Raw genomic sequence first — 18,301 nt, 5'->3', positions numbered from 1 at the left:
TTCTTTCATTCACACACATATATGAAAAAGTACATCAATATCGCCCTATGCGCTTTCTTATCCGCCCTTATAGGGATAAGCTGTAACACCCGCGCACAAAATTCGGAAACTCAACTTTCCAAAAAGGACAATGAAACGCCAAAAGTATATATGTTCAAAGAGATTTCCCCCGAGAACTTAGTGAAAATATACGAAGCGTTGAACCGTAAAGCGACCGGAAAAGTCGCAGTAAAACTATCTACCGGAGAACCGGGTGGTCATAACTTCTTGCAACCAGCTCTTATCAAAGACCTCGTACAGAAGGTAAACGGAACGATCGTCGAATGTAACACGGCCTACGGGGGTGGAAGAGCCGACACAGAAAGTCATCTGAAAGCTGCTGCCGACCACGGTTTCACGGCTATCGCCCCTGTCGACATCATGGATTCGGAAGGAGAAACAGCCCTACTCGTACACGGCGGTAAGCACCTTAAAGAGAATTATGTGGGAGCCCATTACCCGAACTACGACTTTACCATAATCCTCTCTCATTTCAAAGGCCATGCTATGGGAGGATTCGGCGGAGCAATAAAAAACATGTCCATCGGCATCGCTTCATCTACCGGAAAAGCATGGATACATTCTGCCGGGAAAACCAAAGGGAACCCGTGGGAAAACCTGCCTGCACAAGACGATTTCTTGGAGTCGATGGCCGAAGCCGCCAAATCGGTGGCTGAACATTGCGGTGAGAAAATCATTTATATAAGTGTAGCCAATAACCTATCTGTGGATTGCGACTGCGATGCCTCCCCCGAAGATCCGAAAATGGGCGACATTGGTATCCTCGCATCACTCGACCCGGTCGCTCTCGACAAGGCTTGTACCGATTTGGTGAGAGCATCGGAAGACCACGGAAAAATCCACCTCATCGAACGTATCGATTCCCGTCACGGTATGCATACGTTGGAATACGGGGAACAAATAGGTTTGGGCTGTCAAAAATACGAACTGGTAAAACTGGATTAATAACAATAAATAATAAACGACTATGCAAACGACCACGGCAAAACTCTATTCCTTAGAGTATAACAATGCGAGAACCTACGGTTTTTCCGCCCTGTTCATAGCGGGGAATATTCTTCTTCCCCAATTGTGCCATACGATTCATCTGGGTGGCCCCATGCTATTGCCCATCTACTTCTTCACGCTTATCGGAGCCTATAAATACGGGTGGTGCGTGGGGTTGCTCACGGCAGTACTCTCGCCCCTCATAAACTCCATGCTGTTCGGGATGCCTCTACCCGAAGTCCTACCCGCGATTCTCTCCAAATCGATATTATTGGCCGCAGCCGCCGGATATGCCGCATATCGATTCGGGAAAGTCTCTCTACTCATCTTAACAGGAGTCGTACTCTCCTATCAAGTAGCAGGGAGCCTTGTAGAATGGGCTATTGCAGGTAATTTTTTCACCGCCATACAAGATTTTCGAATAGGCATTCCCGGCATGCTTCTGCAAATATTCGGGGGCTATATCGTTTTAAAACTAATGACCAAATAATAAAACCAAACCTATTCGCATTTTGCGAGTAAAGGAAGAGGAAGTATGGCGACAATACAGAGAGGAAAGCCCAATAAAGGGCGATTCTGAGAGAGGCAAGCGGTATTCCGATTTCAGAATTTCCCCTGCCGCGCCTCAGCATTACGGGGAATGACTGCGCAGGGGAGGAGAAAATTAAAGATATCAATTCAAATAGCTTCTAACCCTTTTGCTTAGAGTACTTCTGTATGCGTGGTCAGAAACTGTCATTTTTTTAATGGGGCTGTGTCGATGTCTTGACACAGCCCCATTTTCTATATTGGATTCTACCAAACAATAATATTCTGTTACAAAATTGTTCCCGATGATCGTTACGGTTCTGTCGTTTCCTCCGGAGTAATCGTTACCACATCGACACTGTTTTTATGCCCGTAGAAAGGACTCTGAGGTTTATAAGTAGTATTGGGCTCTCCGGTTCTGTCATTGATGTAATAAACGTTTTGAGCCGGGTTGCAATTATTGATTTCTATGGCTGCCGACCAACTGATGTTAATTCCACCGTCGCCAATATTCCCTATAAAACCTGATGATGACGAAATACTCGAATAACGTATATAGACATTTTCCGTCTGACAATCGTCAAACGATACGCCTCGATCGCCTAACACTTGTCCGACAAGACCGCCGGCCTGATATCCCGTGAGATGTACATCTGTCGCAGAACAGTTTTTTAAAGCGGCGACTCTATTCCCGGCACTTCCTCCGCCTGAACCAATCCAACCGACCAGACCTCCGAGATTTTGAGAAGGAGTAGCAGACGACTTAATCTGTATGTGTCTGACGTGTACATTCTCGAACTTGCTGTTCATACTCCACTGATTACCTCCGGTATAACCGATACACCCTGCAAAATAAGAGAACTCTTTGCTGTGATCGACGGGTTCTCCGTCTACATCTTTTACCGGGAACTCCGCATAGGCAAGACCATTGATCGTTATATTTTCGAAAGTAAGGTTCTTCATGATTCCGTCGAATTTACCCCATACGCCGGTATATGCATTATATCTACCCAAAACAAATGAACCCAGCTTATACTCATAGACCGCCCCGAACTTCCCGCTCATGGAAAAATTGCGCAACGTGTGACCTTGTCCGTCGACCGTATATGTCCTACCGCTGGAACCGGGATAAATCGGGCTCCACTCGACACCGCTCATATCTATATCGTTGCAGATACGCAAAGTAAAACCGGGGGTAGCCGCAAGCATATCGTCTATATGAGTAGGCAGCCAAGCAAACTCTTCTCTCGTATAGACCGAATAGGTATTGGTCTGTTCATCGTAAGCCGGTTGAGAAGGTGTGATTTCCTCCGGATTCCACCATTCTTCGCCCTCGATCCATTCGTTCTTGAAACCTTCCTGAATATCTACATCTATCGTTCCGCCCACAGTCAACAGATTTCCCAAAATCGTAGTGAGATAATTCCTTTGTACGGGTATATTGGTTGTAAAATCTTTTGTAACGACCGGGGCTGTTCCTTTCAACATCTCCAAACTGAAATGTATGGCACGTTGCTCGTCGCCGGTAATGAGATAGTCGACTACCAACGTACGGTTATTCGCAGTAGCATCATATCCCCCTTCATAAAATTTATCACCTGTTTCATCTTGCATAATCGCTGCGGTATAAACCTTCGAACTTTCGGCATCGGCACTACCGACAGCCTCGCCGGTAACGGCATTTAAAGCAGAGAAACGTACACAATCGTGATAAGCGACCTTGAAATTATCGGGCATCTCCATGCCTTCGGATGCCCAATCGGTGGTAATCACACGAAGTTTTGCAAACGGACGTTTCAAAGTCATGGCTTCACCGAACGTTTGTGTCACCGAGATATTTTTCATAAAGAAATAGGCATCTCTACTCTCGTCGTTCAATTGAGCATCAAGCCCATCTTTTATCGAAATGTTGGTAAAATCGGACGTGTTGTAATGCAAATCGGACGTTTCTCCTTGTTTTACAAAATCGGCCCACGCTACAAATTTGTAGGTATTGTTCGGCGTAAGACGAAATTCGAAGGAAACAGGTCCATAGGTATCGACTACCTGAGTCTGGGGTGCAACGAGCAATGTCGCACCATCTTCGGAATAAACAGCCACCTGATAACGAAGATCGTACTTACTCCAATCTACGTTTGTCAATCCTCCTTGTGCACTATTCGTACCAGTCACCGCACGTGTCACCTGCAAGGCTTCGGGAGCTTCGAACATGATACGCACTACGTCGCCATTCGGGTTCACCCCGGGTTCGTCCAATTCATTGGAACAGCCTGTCATCAGTCCCAACAAAGCCATTCCCGCTAAAAAATAATAACTCTTTTTCATGATGAAATGATATAAAATGGTTAAAAATATATTCTCAATCGGGTATCACCACAACATGTTCATTATCGAAATCACCGTCAATACCGATATCGCCGCTTCCTATGGTCTTTGTCAAAAACGGCCCCTTAATAACGGTCTCTCTATTGCGATAAAGAGGTACGTCGATATTCTGGTAATGATTTATTTCTTTCCCATTTTCATCGTATACAAAGACATCTACCAACACGTGATCTTCCCGACGATCCGAAGCAAGCACATAATCATAAGCCAAAAGAAGCGTTCCATCGTCGGTCAGTGTCGTGGGAGAGGTTTCCATTGTACGAGTCTCGACAAAAGCATTGGGCATTTCTGTTCCCACATTATATCCGACACTGACATATTGCTTGTATATGATTTTAATATGCAAATCGTCCACAGCACTCCTTTTCTTTCTAAACTCTTGTAAATCGGTAGCCCATAACCGAAAACGGCCAGAGGCTCGCTCCATATATACCGAAACCATACGACCATCGGCAGCAGCCCCAGAAGCATCATTTCCCGACAAACTAACCGGACCTGCTTTATCATCTCGGCTCGAATCGACTGTAAAATCACAATTCCCGGCAGCCGAATTTTTATGATGATTATCCAACGGTTTATGAGATACATTCGCCCTAACGGCATCGAGTTTATCGGTACTGAAATGCCAATCGGCAGGCTCTTCCTTCGGCACATAATCGGCCCATGCCAACACTTTATAATTTCCATCTGCCAAACAGAAATACAATGTATCTTGCGGAGCGTCTGTCAATCTTTCTACCGATATTTCACGGCGTTCCACCAGATTGCCTTTATTCACATCGTCCGTCGCCCCCGGCATTTCATACAGCTCGACAACAAAGCGCAAACACAATCGCTCATCGGCTGTGTAGTTTCCCGAAAGGACAGGTTCTAAATCATTTATCGAAGATTCACCCTCAGCATCATACGTCAATTCTTTATAATACACAGGAGGTGTACGATCGGCATTCAGTTCCACCATTACCCATGTTTTCTCCGACTCGGGATATTGATGGATCGTTTTGTCACATGCCGTTACGAATAACGACACAATGCAAACAAACGCTATGATATGAAAACCGAACTCTTTCATCTCTATTCCTATCTGTTTTTCTTATTCCTACGAGCGAAAGACCATTTATACGACAGATTTACTCCTGCACGCGTAACTCCCCAATAGACATCGGAACCGGATTTAAATAAAGCGCCATTTCTGCGATTACGATAGGCATCATAATCGTACTCGGCAAAACCGACTCCTATGTTAAACTCTATTCCCCACCGATTGTCCTTTCCCCATGAAAAGGCATATCCATAGCTCAGCCCCATACCCCAAAGCGCATGGTTAGGATCTTGATAACGCGCCTTATCGTTTATGGCGACATTGAACCCCGCCACATGAGTATGCAACCCTATGAAATGACCATTCATAACCGCTCCCGGCCACCACCGTACTTCGGGTTGAACCGCCAGCAAACGCAACTTACGAGTCGATGTAATATCGTAAGGCGAATACCATACCGGAAGGTCTATCGACCAGTGAGGCCACAGCTCGGCCTCAAAACCGAGATTGGCGGTCAGCGCAGCGACAAACAACAAATTGGTCTTAACGGCAATCACTCTTCTTCGATTTTCTGCCGTATTCATCGGAAACGAAGATACCGGTTCCCTTACAGGCAACGAATAGTCGAAAGATAACCTCTCGACATTTACCGGAATACGTTCAGGCCGTTCATGGCATACGATAGCCATACGTGCATTGCGGAACGGAGGGAATATATCGCGAATAATTCTATGCCATGTATAGCCCTTGTCAAGAGCGATAATCTGCGACTTTCTCCGTTCATTGTCTTTCTCTTTCCCCAAAATATCGAGAACTTTTTCTTTATTGGGAATCTGTGCCCCATTCTTCAATGCAACTTCAAAAGAGTACCAATCTTCCCACAGATTTTCCACCCTCATCAAATCCTTCGGAAATCCTGTCTCTTTCGATAAATATTTCGCCAACGCTTGCGAACGATACTCCCCCAACTTATGGTTCCATTTCGAGGGCCCCTCGGGAGAAGCGCTTCCTCCGATCCAAAGATAGGCTATACGTACCGAAGCGTTTTTTTGTACTCGGCTCAACACTTCGACGATACTATCCAATTGTTTATTAGGGAACAAATCGTATTTATTCACTTTAAATATAACCGGTATAATAGAAGAATGCGCATGATAAAAAACCGAATCTATTTTCCCCTCGGGTAAAAAAACGACATAATCCGGGTAACTCTTAGAAAATGAAGATATAGGGGACTTGGATTCTTGAGCTTGAACCAAGCTCACAAGCAATATCCCCAAAAAGATTAGCAAGATTCCCCTTTTTATGTGATTACACTTATTCACTCCGTGATTTCATTTAATATTAAAATTCAAAAGATTTTTTGCGGTCCCTCTTATGTTAATTATTCTGAATGCAAAGATAATTTACCACTCAGAAATTACATAGATTAAACAAAATCTGTTAAATTATAATTTTATATTAACACATATAGCTAATAATCAAACACCTACAAAACATGTCTCTTGTATAAAAAATAAAAGCCACAGCAAAACTGTGGCTTTTAAGTGTTTATAAACATTAGAAATTGTTTCAGAACATCAACTTTGCTCCGGCAAAATAGCTACGAGGCATAGAGGGACCATAAATATAACCCGAATCTCTTTCCTTTCCCTGATCGAAATCTCTTTGATAAGCGTTAAAAATATTCTGAATACCAGCATTCAGTTGCAGAGTGATGAATTTATACAACGAAAAATCATAGGATATTTTCAGGTTCATATCAAAGAAATCGGGAGTAGTTACAGCTATATCCTTCGGTATGTAACCTTTCATGTGCTGAACGATCATAGAACCGGTATAAGTTCCCGAAAGAGCTATGTTCAGAGGTTTTACCGGAGAATATGTGGCCGTAAAATAACCATACCAATCGGGGGTACGGAATATTCGCTTTTCTGCCGGAACAGAACTATCTTTGCTCCATTTTTCAGGCCTTGTATAATGACTTTTCTGCCAAGTCACACCTGCTTGTAACTGCACCAAAGAAAGATAGGCTACCTTGCCTTCGACCGTCACCCCTGCAACCTCCGCACCCTGTCCGTTACGTCGTTCTTTTATCACCGCATTGTGTTCTTCGTCTTTCCCTATCTCTTCAAGAACAAAAACATGATTCAATCGAGTATAAAAACCTTCCAACAACAGGTTACATTGAAAAGCCCCGAAACGACGATACATATCGGCCGAAAGACTTACACTGTGGGATTTTTCTTCCCTCAAATTCTCAGCTTGTCTTATCATCGTAGCTTCTCCTCCTACCGCAGCAACATGCAAATCTTCATCATACGTTTGGGGAGCCCGAAACCCGGAAGAATAACTTAAACGCAAATTCACATCTCTAACAGGATTGAAACGCAAGTTGGCTCTCGGACTGAAAATGACATGATCTATCAGATTATGTTTATCCAACCGTCCTCCAACAAGGATACTCCAACGATCGTTCTTCCATTCGTTTTGCAAAAAAGCACTCTCGGTATGTACCTCTTGACGAGTCTTGCGATTATACCCTTTCATCTCATCTCGCAAATTATCATAATTATATTCGATACCGGCTGTTAAATCGGCAGGCATAAACAAACATTTATCGAAACTGTATATGTATTGAGTACCTGCCACGACAGTCAAGTCCTCCGTTTCGCCGTATGCGTTAAGATTTTGTTCCGTTCCGTAATAACTGTCCCTGCCGATATGCTGAGCCGAAGCATATACATTAACCCGATGTTTTTCATCGGGAGTAAACAGGCTATAATTCAAACCTCCTCCGTCGATAGAATGATTCAACTGCTCCGCTATATCGGCTTCGTGCGGCGGACGGTTCAGGCGATCGCCACCTCGTCGATATTCACTGATATGATGATATTCAAACGTTAGTTTGGAATAATTGCTGGTTTTCAAATAAGAGCGAAAGCCCAATGTCTGAGCCTTTAATTCGGGCAACTCTGTGAACCCGTCGTTATCGTGGTCGTAACCGCTTCGCTGACGATTCTGCCCGAAAATGTAAATACCGGCTTTATTATTGTCGGTTACGAGCGAAGCATTCAGCGAAGTGCTATTGTCGAAGTCGCCGCTTCCACCAATAGAAGTGATACTGTGCGCTATCGAACCACTATTACGCAACGGTTCCTTCGTAATAATATTGATTGTCCCCGCTATTGCCGAAGCACCGAATAATGCAGAACCTCCTCCCCGCATCACTTCCACTCGCTCTATCATATTGGCCGGAATCTGTTCCAACCCATATACACCCGACAATGCGCTGAATATGGGACGAGAATCCATCAATATCTGTGTATACGGACCGTCGAGCCCATTTATACGTACTTGTTGAAAACCGCAGTTTTGACAATCGTTCTCGACCCTGACACCCGGCTGAAAATTAAGGCCTTGTGCCAAAGAGTTGGAGTTGGTATTTTCAAACGTCTTTATATTCAAAACATTGACCAAAGTCGGCGCTAATTGGCGTGTGGTTTCACTACGATTGGCAGAAACGACAACCCCGTCTAAAACAACGGCATCCTCTTCGATTTCAAAATCGATTTCCAAAGTCGTCCCCCTCCTCAGCGAAACCTTACGACGCTCTGTCTTATATCCTACGGAAGAGGTTTCGAGAAAGAAATCTCCCTCCGGCAAATTTTTCAAAAAATAGTGACCCGATGCATCGGTCATTACACCGATAGTCGTACCTTTCAAAACAACTGAAATATACGGTAAATGTTCTCGTGTGTTCTTATCCAATACATGACCGACAATATTGATGTCCAAAGATTTCGATACGGCAGTTTCGGCACATAACTGCCCGGCACACCACAGGCATACCCATAATAATATATAATTCTTCATTTTTCGATTCTAAATAATAAAATACAATCTGTTGTCCCTACCTTGAAATAAGATAAGGACAACAACTCTTTTCTCCTAAATATATCATATTACAGAACCGAAACGGGCGGAGCTCGCAAACCATGAGCGCCCCATTTCTCGGAAATGAGACAGAAATATCTGGACGGGAAAAACAACCGGCTGCAATAAGAAAACAAAATCACCGATACAAAAGTCCACATCGACGGATTCTCCGTCTCGATACTGGACAACATGTGTATCAACTGAAACTCAGCCGTTGTATGTTCGTGTTCCGTTCCCGGTTTATACGGGTGAGAATGGACAATCGTCACTCCATTGACTACATGCGAGTGTGTGAACAGCGAAATACAGCCTATGTACGAAATGAATAGTACAGGCAGAAAATATCTCGCTATTTTATGGAGCAACTGTTTCAAAGGTATTTCTATTAAAAATACAAATTTAAGATTTTTTTATCGATTCCGCAAAAATTACAAAACAAACACCGTCATCATTTATTTCAAAACTACGATAATTCCCAATCAAGCCTTTCTTCGCATGGCTACTATTCGGTCAAAGCGTTTCTGAGAAGGAATCCCGACAACAAGTTCTTTCGGTTCAAATTTTTTATCGAACTCAATAGCCTGAGATTCATCTATATTATATACAGGATTTTCAATATAACGTCCTCTTGCATCGGATAATGCGTTTTCATATAACTCGCACACATGCAACGCATCGGCATACATGTCGTCTGCTGTCCGTATTCCTAAGGTCTCGGCAGGCACAAATCCCCTTCGCAAATAGTAGTCGGGATCCCCGCATAATAAGATTGCACGAAAGCCCATACATTTGGCTAAATTTCGAGTATGGTCGATCAATCTTTTCCCGATACCCATGTTCTGATATTCCGGCAACACCGAAATAGGCCCCAAAGATAAAACCTCGTATTCTTTTCCGGTATCGGCTTGAATGACCGATTTCAAAAAGACTATATTCCCAACGATCTTATCATCGAATACGGCAACAAAATCCAACTGCGGTACAAACGCCCGACTATACCGCATGATATGAATCAAATAATGTTCGCAACACCCGGGAGAATAACGATTCCAAAAAGCCTCCCGAACTACATTTTCTGTTTCAGGATAGTCCGAGAAACGTTCATTTCTAAGTTCTATTTCCATACAGACGTCTCTTTTCACTCATTTTTCACAAAAATACAAAATGCTTCATATAAAATAGATTTTATCGTTTACAACGATCGGAATTTATACTCCAATTTACGGTTCGTTCGTCTGATATACCAAATACAAATCAGCAACGAAACAAATGTCGAAATAGGAGGAGCAAATCCCATCAGATGTAATGATGCCGAGTCTATCTGCCCGAACAGATAAGATAACGGGACACGAAAAACGAAAGTCGCTATTATACTATGAATCATAGGGAATAACGAATTTCCCTGCCCACTGAAATAAGAATTGATACAAAACACGAAACTGACGATAATACAGTCGATACTATATCCACGCAAGTATTCGGAAGCCATTGCAATTACAGCCGGATCTTTTGTAAAGATTCCGGTTAACGTATCGGGCAAAAACTGGGAATAAACGCAGACCGATACCCCGAATATCAATGCCATACCAATTCCCGAATAAAGGCAGCGTTTCATTCGCAACAACAATCCCGCCCCATAATTCTGAGCCGTCATCGTAGCTACTGCCGACGATATGGCCATCGGGGGCAACATGGCAAATACGATAATTTTCTCGACGACTCCCAATGCTGCCGAAGCAATAACACCCATTTGATTGACAATAACGGTTATCAATAAAAATGATACATTCACCAAAGCATCCTGTAAAGCGATAGGCGCTCCTAATACAAAAATCCGGCGAGAAAGAATAGGACTTAATCGAATATCCCGACGGGAAAAAGGGAAATGAAATCCTCGTTTATGGAGGAACCAGAGTGCCGTTAAAAAACTAATGCCTTGTGAAGATACCGTGGCAATCGCTGCTCCTGCCGCTCTCAAATGACAAAAACCGACAAGAACGACATCAAACACGATATTGATAACACAAGCCAAAGCGACAAAATAAAGCGGAGTTTTCGAATCGCCCAATCCTCGAAGAATCCCGCATACAACGTTATATCCCATAATAAACGGAATGCCTATCGAACAAATCAGTAAATAATGTTTTGCATCACGCATGGCCTCGACCGGCGTGTGCATGAGAACAGCAATATAATTATGAGAAACAACCATAATCAACGTCAAGAACAAACCGACCGAAGCAAATAGGCAAATGGACGTACCGATAGAAGTCACGACATCGCGATAATTCTTCGCACCCGTTGCCATAGCTATAACGACCGTAGTACCGGTGGTCAGTCCTAAAATAATCCCTGTAATCGTCTGCATAACCTGACTACCAATGGCAACGGCAGCGACACTGGCGGCATCGTCGAACCACCCTACTACAAACAGATCGGCTCCGCCATAAAGAGCTTGAAGCAGATTCGCAATCAAAAAAGGAACGGCAAATTGAAGTAGCGTTTTGAGTACACTCCCTTTCGTCAAATCCAATTCTTTCATAAAACCACTTTTAAGAAAAAGCCGGACAAGAGAATGATTTTCACCATTCATCTTATCCGGCATTACAACTATCATTATAATACCCTCCGATGAGGATTTTCCTTATTTTTCGGGTGCAAAGATGGGTCTAAATTCGCTACGAACCAAATTCTTTTATAAAAATTCCGAATCGTCTTTTATTTTCCCACGGCTTCGGGAAGTGCGACGAATGTATATCCTTCTCTCTGCAATACACGAATAAGCCGTTCGAGATAGCGCTCATAAAACTTATCGGTACGTTTGTCATCGGTTCCTAAATGAAACAACATAATATGACCATTCAATCCATTGCGTTTTTCGACCTCCATTACCCTATCGTATATAGACTCGCTACTACGATAATTCTTCATATCGGGAGTCGTATAGTCGGCATTGGTCCATGTGCCGGGAGTAAAATTCACAAGCCTTAACCCTAATCCTCTCGCCCAAGCTGAAATCTTCTCATTATAATATTCATAAGGAGGAATGAACAGATTGGATCGCGATACATCTATACCAGATTTGCGCATGCGAGCATATACATCTAACATGTCTTGCTCGAACTGTGCTTGACTTACCAAAGTAGAGTCCCGATTTTCCCAAGCACAATATAACAGATGCGCATCGCCGTGAGCCCCTACATAGTGTCCGGCATTGTACAAAGTCTGTATAGTCTCGGGGAAACGCTCATAAAATTCGCCGGTGAAGAAAAATGAACCTTTCACATCGCATTTTCCCAAAACTTCTAAAATACGCCGAGCACCATCGCTCTTATCAGCAGCCGTAAAAACAAGCGAAATTTGTTTCTTCTCGGCATCGGTACGGACGATTCCTCCATAAGCATACTCGTTTCTATCCAATCCGCGAGATTTCATACCTTCCTTTTGCAGAGATGACAGCAAATAACTGAGGCTGGCCGTTCCGTCCATCGTAGGTTCATTCGTAGAGTAATCTTGTATATCGTCATGATATACTACCTCTGATTGAAAACGGGCATAAGGATCTCTTCTCGTCAAACGAACGCCTCTCAAACTATCGAAGATGGACGAATATACGGGGCCATCGACCAATCCACCGACTGTCGTACCAACACCCAAAGCGATTAACGGCGTGTGCGGATTGATGGGATAATCGCCCCATAAAGGTAACTCGGTAATCATACTCGTACCCCACGGATTGCACCCGAATAACCAATCGATCAACGAGGACTCCATCTCCCGATATCGGTTATCACCTGTCAATTCACGATAAAGGCGACATTGTGTAGCCATAGCGACTGTCAAATTATTGGAACACCATATTGCCGGGATTCCATTCAAAAAAGGATTTCCCTGCGCCCGTTCATAAACTCGTTCGATACCACTACGCAAATTGCGTCCAAACTCCTTACTTATGCGCGAATCGCTCACACTCGCCAAATGATAATGCCCTAAATTAATAAAAGGATACCATTGATAGTGACGAGCACTATCGGCTCCCATCCACGGTGTAACCGGTTCGAATCTTCCATATTCGACAGCTTCTTGTAAAAAAGAGGTTTCTCCCGTAGATACATATAATTGAACGGCTGCCAATTCCATGTCGTCAGTCCAGTTACACTCCTCATAAATGTATGGAGAAACGACCGAAGCTGTTTGGCAAACTCCGGGATTATTCGCTCCATGCCAATAGGCCTCACGAGCTTTAACAAGCAAAGTATCGGCCATATCGGGATAAAAATCTTTCAATATCTCGGCTCCCAATGCGAAGCAAGATGCATATTTCCCAGCCGTACTGGCAACACCAGTCGTTGCATTGGAGAACTCGCCTCGCACCTGAGGCTTTCCCGAACAATAATAAACAGGACGTCCCGTACCTTTCCCCCAACCATAATCTATATGGTCTTGCGAGGGTAATTTAAAGCCTTTGTGATCTCGGTCGTCTGCAATTTGATTGTACATTTCGCCTTTCGAGGGATCCATACGATTAAGCCAATCCAACCCCCATTTAATCTCATCGACAATATCGGGAATGCCGTTTGCTCCGGGTAAACCGTATGCATCGTACACATCTCCATAGACCTCCGGATTTTTCAAATAGGCAAACATCATTTGATAGGTAGCATTAGCCGATGTGGTGACATATTGTAACTGGTCGCTCGCATCATGCCAACCACCCCGAACGTCGATTCGTTCGCCATTTCTCGTCGGGTGATAAACGATATATCCATCGTGAATATGGCAACTGTCCCGTTCGAACGGATTAAAACCGCAACGTTGCTGTCGCATATACCGCAAGATGAAATCGGCGGTTCCGTCATATACCCGATTACCTATGACAAACCGAGGAGACATAGTTTCCCCTACTCTTAACACATAAGTTCCCTCTGTTTTAAAATCGCTGAAATCGAGACGATAAACAGACTGCATACGTCCCCATGTATTCGCCTTTTTCGGATTATCAAACCGCTTCACAATCTCCCCGGTAAACACCTCGACAAGTACATATTCTTCCACAGCAGCTTTTCCTTCGCTCATAAATACCGCTACCTTAGGAGATTCGGGCAAATAACCTAATTGATTGATACGAATCCATTCGCCCGCAGACACAGATGAAAGAAGAGAAACAAGCCCTATTATGATACCGGAAATACTGTACTTCATACACCTTATGATTTTGTGGATCCGGGGGTCTGTTTCCTTATCAGGAACAATAAACCTATGAATGTGAACAGAGCATTCAATATCAGTAATTCATAACTGAACGAATACCCTCCGAACCAAGTCTGAGAATTCCGATCTAATATAAAGCAAAGAATAGGTGAAAGTATGGCAACCAATGGTATGTACTTATCTTTTACCTGCTTCTTTACAAATATACCAAAAGCAAATAACCCCAATATAGGACCATAGGTATAACTGGCTAAAATATAAACGGCATCGATGACACTCGTATTATTGAGCAAGTTAAAAACAAAAATCACAATACCCATGACCACGGCCATACCCACATGCACTCGCTTACGAAGCCTGACAACTTGGTCTTCGCTTTTACCTTTCACACCCAGAATATCGACTGTAAACGAAGTTGTCAATGCGGTCAAAGCCGAGCCTGCTGCCGAATATGCCGAAGATATAAGTCCGACAACAAACAAAATTCCGACAATTACAGGAAAATATCCTTGTGTCGCAATCATAGGAAACAATTCGTCACTCTTTTGTGGAGCTTGAATGCCGTTTATCTCGGCATATACATACAAAAGAACGCCCAGCATCAAAAACAGAGATATTACGAAAAACTGCGAAATACCGCTAGTTATCATATTTTTTTGAGAATCCTTGAAGTTCTTGCAACTCAAATTTCGTTGCATCATGTCTTGGTCGAGACCATTCATGGCAATCATCGTAAAGACCCCTGCCAAGAATTGTTTAAAGAAATATCGCTTATCGTTCACATCGTCAAAATAGAACATGCGCGACATATCCGATTGGTTTATCGTCTGCCATAAACCGCCAAAGTCCAAATGCAAATCGGTAGCGATATAATAAATACACAATATGACAGAAACAATGAGACACACGGTTTTCAACGTATCGGTCCAAATCAATGACTTTACTCCACCTCGAAAGGTATAAAGCCAAACTAATCCTACTGTAAAAATTACATTTAAAAGAAATGGTAACTTCATCGGCCCGAAAACGAGTAACTGCAAAACCACACAGACCAAAAACAATCTTACCGCAGCACCTAACATCTTGGATATGAAGAAAAACCAAGCTCCCGTACGATAGGAAGACATGCCGAACCGGTTCTCCAAATACTCATAAATGGAAACTAAGTTCATTTTATAAAATAGCGGAACCAGCACATAAGCAATCAGTATCTGTCCGACCACGAAACCTAAAACCATTTGTAAATAGGAAAAGCCGCTGGCCGCAACCATACCCGGAACCGAAATGAATGTTACGCCTGAAATCATAGAGCCAATCATGGCAAAAGCTACAACATACCAAGGAGATTTACGATTACCCACAAAAAAGCCCTGGTTATCGGCTCTATGTCCTACTATATAGGAAATACCGAACAACACAATGAAATAAGCAAAAATGGTGATCAAGACAACAGCAGGTGTCATTTGTTTTTATTAAATTTAATGGTTATTACTCTTCATATAATAAATAAGGACGACGTTGCTCTCTGAATTTTTCTACGTCATCATGCCACATAGCCTTTATTTCTTCGGACGATTTCCCCGCCTTTATCATTTCACGTACATAATCCACACCTATCAATTTCTCGAAAAACGGGCGAAAGAAATGATCTCCTAAATTAAGGTTGCGATAAGCATCTATCACATAATCGAAATTAATACCCTTTTCCCATATTTCTTCATTGGATAATCGAGTCAAATCCACACCGTAACATTTCTTATTCAACAAAGGAGGATTTTTCGCTCCCGGCACACTACGAGGAGTAAAAGAGAACGTATAACCTACCATGTTGGGATGTCCATAAATTTGAAACGGCCAATCGGTTCCCCGGCCCAAACTTACCGGAGTCGCCTCGAAATAACAAGTCGACGGATAAAGATATATCGATTTCATATTCGGCAAATTAGGAGAAGGAGGAATGGGAAGTTCATACATAGTTCGATGTGTATAATTTTTACACGGTATTACAGTCAAATCACAAATGCGACCATCGGAGAGCCAACGCTCCCCGTTTACCATACGAGCCAATTCTCCCAAAGTCATACCGTGCACTACCGGTATAGGCAACCAACCTACTCCTGATTTATATTTCATATCAAGAATAGGCCCGTCGATATAATGACCGTTAGGATTCGGACGATCCAAAACAATCACCATACGACCATGTTCGGCACATGCATCCATCAACTTAACCATTGAAATATAGTAGGTATAAAACCGTAGTCCCACATCTTGAATATCGACTACCAGAACATCGAACATACGCATAGATTCGTCCGACGGACGTCCTGATTTTCCATCATACAGCGAACTTATTTTTATTCCTGTCTTAGGATCGATCGACCCCGACACATGCTCTCCGGCATCGGCATTTCCTCGAAACCCATGCTCGGGAGAGAAGATAGTTACCACATTCAAACCCTCTCCGACCAAAACATCTACTAAATGTCTATTACCAATCATACCCGTATGATTGGAAAAAACGGCTACTCGTTTTCCTTCCAAAAGAGGATAATATTCAGCCGTTCTTTCAGCCCCTACGATAACACGGTTTTCCTCGGCTTGAACAATAGAAATACTACAAATGAACAATAAAAATAAGATTTGCTTTCCCATGGCATTTATCCGTCTCATAGCACTATATTTCACAATTTATTTGTAAATGTAAACACATTTTCAGAACAAGACAACCCGTATAAAAATATTTAATAGATTTTATAAACTATATAGAAAGTCGTTCCCTTTTAAATTATAATATTATATATTTGTCTAAGAAAAATCAATATGATACAAACACCCATTTTCAATGATTAAGTATACTCAACAATCATTTCATAAGAATTGCAAGTTCATGTTTACCTCCATATATAATCGTATTCTAAACTATTGCAACTCGGTCTATAAATCTCCATCTTCCAAAACCGTAAAAAAGATGAAAGAGGAGTCTGCAAGATGGTTTATCGATTTATTGCAACAACGTTATTCAACGGGAACAAGCGACTCACCATGCATTCATACAGGGAACAAATGCATAATCATAATGGTAGACAATACCATTTACAATCCGGGATTGGCAGACAAGCTACGGGGAATATTGTCTATTTACTCCTTATGCAAGGAAAAACACATCGACTTCAAAATCAACTGGACCTATCCGTTCGAATTGACCGAATACATGCTCCCCAATAAAATTAACTGGATTATAGAACAAGAAAAAATCAAATACTCTCTATCTGACTCTAAAATCGTAGTCATCGACACATTGCCTAATATTCATGCTTCCCGACAAAGTATCATCGATAAAAAAATATTCGACGATACCGTTCTAAACTCTCAATATCTACAATATCACATCTACACCAACAGCATCATACATACCCAAGCGTTTCCAAACTTATTCAGAGAACTTTTCACACCCTCCGAAAAACTACAATCACTCATTGATTTACATCACAAAAACATCGGGGAAAAATATGTGGCCGCTTCCTTCCGATTCCTCGAATTACTCGGTGATTTCAAAGACTCAGAGGGTATGGACGAAATGCTTCCTCCCAGAGAACAGAAGCTACTAATAGAACAATGCTATATCGAATTAAAAAAATTCATAGATACTTTACCCGAATTTTACAAAATATTAGTAACCTCCGACAGTGAACGTTTCCTTGCAAAAGCGAGTACACTACCCCGCACCTATATTATACCCGGAAAAGTGATTCACATCAGATACAAAACAACCGATACTTCGGCCTATATGAAAACCTTCCTCGATATGTTCCTATTGAGCGGTGCTGAAAGTCTTGTTCTCTTTAAGACCGGTAAAATGTACAATAGCGGGTTTCCTCGCTTAGCTTCCCAAATTGGTAACAAACCTTTCAAAATACACGAGTTCTAACAGTATATATATCAAATCGAAGGGCGTCGAAATTGCCATAAGTCCGGTAATCGTACTATTCCTCTCTGCTCTCGTTACCGAGGGGCTTAGTCCTTCTCTCCTGTTCAGCATTCCGGTACAGGGGTAGGGTTTAATCCGCTAACGATGAAGTGAAACGCCTCCGGTTAGGTTGAACTTCTCCGACTTTTGGATAGGACCGGGGGTAGTTGCGAGTCCTA

General features: G+C 42.6%; 13 protein-coding genes. 3 read left to right on the top strand and 10 right to left on the bottom strand.

The window, feature by feature from the left end; all coding sequences use genetic code 11:
* Positions 1-21: 21 nt before the first annotated feature.
* Positions 22-1,005 (top strand): DUF362 domain-containing protein, encoded by a 984-nt coding sequence (locus QVD32_RS08780; protein WP_021892340.1) that lies wholly within the window; start codon positions 22-24, stop codon positions 1,003-1,005.
* A gap of 22 nt (positions 1,006-1,027) precedes the next feature.
* Entirely contained in the window at positions 1,028-1,537 is a 510-nt protein-coding gene (locus tag QVD32_RS08775; RefSeq protein WP_021892341.1) for a hypothetical protein, read from the top strand.
* A 350-nt stretch (positions 1,538-1,887) separates the two neighbouring features.
* Here the strand turns inward: QVD32_RS08775 and QVD32_RS08770 are convergent, their stop codons facing one another.
* From QVD32_RS08770 to QVD32_RS08725, 10 genes are all read right to left on the bottom strand, one after another.
* Positions 1,888-3,900 (bottom strand): DUF6562 domain-containing protein, encoded by a 2,013-nt coding sequence (locus QVD32_RS08770; RefSeq protein ID WP_021892342.1) that lies wholly within the window; start codon positions 3,898-3,900, stop codon positions 1,888-1,890.
* Between the two features lie 34 nt (positions 3,901-3,934).
* Positions 3,935-5,032, bottom strand: a complete 1,098-nt coding sequence (locus QVD32_RS08765) for a DUF6562 domain-containing protein (protein WP_021892343.1) — start codon at positions 5,030-5,032, stop codon at positions 3,935-3,937.
* A gap of 8 nt (positions 5,033-5,040) precedes the next feature.
* Positions 5,041-6,120, bottom strand: coding sequence for a DUF3575 domain-containing protein (locus QVD32_RS08760; RefSeq protein ID WP_271696359.1), 1,080 nt, complete (start codon positions 6,118-6,120; stop codon positions 5,041-5,043).
* Between the two features lie 454 nt (positions 6,121-6,574).
* The gene (locus tag QVD32_RS08755) at positions 6,575-8,878 is read right to left on the bottom strand and encodes a TonB-dependent receptor (RefSeq protein ID WP_021892345.1); all 2,304 of its coding nucleotides are present in this window, start codon (positions 8,876-8,878) and stop codon (positions 6,575-6,577) included.
* Between the two features lie 89 nt (positions 8,879-8,967).
* Entirely contained in the window at positions 8,968-9,315 is a 348-nt protein-coding gene (locus QVD32_RS08750) for a DUF8478 family putative metalloprotein (RefSeq protein ID WP_287710198.1), read from the bottom strand.
* A gap of 105 nt (positions 9,316-9,420) precedes the next feature.
* The gene (locus QVD32_RS08745) at positions 9,421-10,065 is read right to left on the bottom strand and encodes a GNAT family N-acetyltransferase (protein ID WP_021892347.1); all 645 of its coding nucleotides are present in this window, start codon (positions 10,063-10,065) and stop codon (positions 9,421-9,423) included.
* Between the two features lie 68 nt (positions 10,066-10,133).
* Positions 10,134-11,483 carry an MATE family efflux transporter gene (locus QVD32_RS08740; RefSeq protein ID WP_046412571.1) on the bottom strand — a complete coding sequence of 450 codons (1,350 nt, stop codon included), beginning with the start codon at positions 11,481-11,483 and terminating at the stop codon, positions 10,134-10,136.
* A gap of 176 nt (positions 11,484-11,659) precedes the next feature.
* Positions 11,660-14,143 carry a bifunctional glycoside hydrolase family 9 protein/polysaccharide deacetylase gene (locus QVD32_RS08735; RefSeq protein ID WP_021892349.1) on the bottom strand — a complete coding sequence of 828 codons (2,484 nt, stop codon included), beginning with the start codon at positions 14,141-14,143 and terminating at the stop codon, positions 11,660-11,662.
* A gap of 5 nt (positions 14,144-14,148) precedes the next feature.
* The gene (locus QVD32_RS08730) at positions 14,149-15,615 is read right to left on the bottom strand and encodes a sodium:solute symporter (protein ID WP_021892350.1); all 1,467 of its coding nucleotides are present in this window, start codon (positions 15,613-15,615) and stop codon (positions 14,149-14,151) included.
* A gap of 25 nt (positions 15,616-15,640) precedes the next feature.
* A complete protein-coding gene (locus QVD32_RS08725; protein WP_021892351.1) occupies positions 15,641-16,807 on the bottom strand; it encodes an exo-beta-N-acetylmuramidase NamZ family protein in 1,167 nt (388 codons plus the stop codon).
* Positions 16,808-16,997: 190 nt separating this feature from the next.
* On the opposite strand from QVD32_RS08725, the gene QVD32_RS08720 reads away from it, so the two are divergent.
* Positions 16,998-18,083, top strand: a complete 1,086-nt coding sequence (locus tag QVD32_RS08720; protein ID WP_118687516.1) for a hypothetical protein — start codon at positions 16,998-17,000, stop codon at positions 18,081-18,083.
* Positions 18,084-18,301 lie beyond the last annotated feature (218 nt).

This window comes from Barnesiella sp., from assembly GCF_022723415.1.
Classification (GTDB): domain Bacteria; phylum Bacteroidota; class Bacteroidia; order Bacteroidales; family Barnesiellaceae; genus Barnesiella; species Barnesiella intestinihominis.
The sequence above is the reverse complement of the archived record's forward strand: the minus strand, read 5'-3'. Positions and strand labels throughout refer to the sequence as shown.

Coding starts and splice junctions, on each gene's coding strand:
- QVD32_RS08740 (WP_046412571.1), bottom strand. CDS start 11,483: ATGAAAGAATTGGATTTGACGAAAGGGAGTGTACTCAAAACGCTACTT.
- QVD32_RS08725 (WP_021892351.1), bottom strand. CDS start 16,807: ATGGGAAAGCAAATCTTATTTTTATTGTTCATTTGTAGTATTTCTATT.
- QVD32_RS08735 (WP_021892349.1), bottom strand. CDS start 14,143: ATGAAGTACAGTATTTCCGGTATCATAATAGGGCTTGTTTCTCTTCTT.
- QVD32_RS08775 (WP_021892341.1), top strand. CDS start 1,028: ATGCAAACGACCACGGCAAAACTCTATTCCTTAGAGTATAACAATGCG.
- QVD32_RS08770 (WP_021892342.1), bottom strand. CDS start 3,900: ATGAAAAAGAGTTATTATTTTTTAGCGGGAATGGCTTTGTTGGGACTG.
- QVD32_RS08720 (WP_118687516.1), top strand. CDS start 16,998: ATGATTAAGTATACTCAACAATCATTTCATAAGAATTGCAAGTTCATG.
- QVD32_RS08745 (WP_021892347.1), bottom strand. CDS start 10,065: ATGGAAATAGAACTTAGAAATGAACGTTTCTCGGACTATCCTGAAACA.
- QVD32_RS08765 (WP_021892343.1), bottom strand. CDS start 5,032: ATGAAAGAGTTCGGTTTTCATATCATAGCGTTTGTTTGCATTGTGTCG.
- QVD32_RS08780 (WP_021892340.1), top strand. CDS start 22: ATGAAAAAGTACATCAATATCGCCCTATGCGCTTTCTTATCCGCCCTT.
- QVD32_RS08730 (WP_021892350.1), bottom strand. CDS start 15,615: ATGACACCTGCTGTTGTCTTGATCACCATTTTTGCTTATTTCATTGTG.
- QVD32_RS08755 (WP_021892345.1), bottom strand. CDS start 8,878: ATGAAGAATTATATATTATTATGGGTATGCCTGTGGTGTGCCGGGCAG.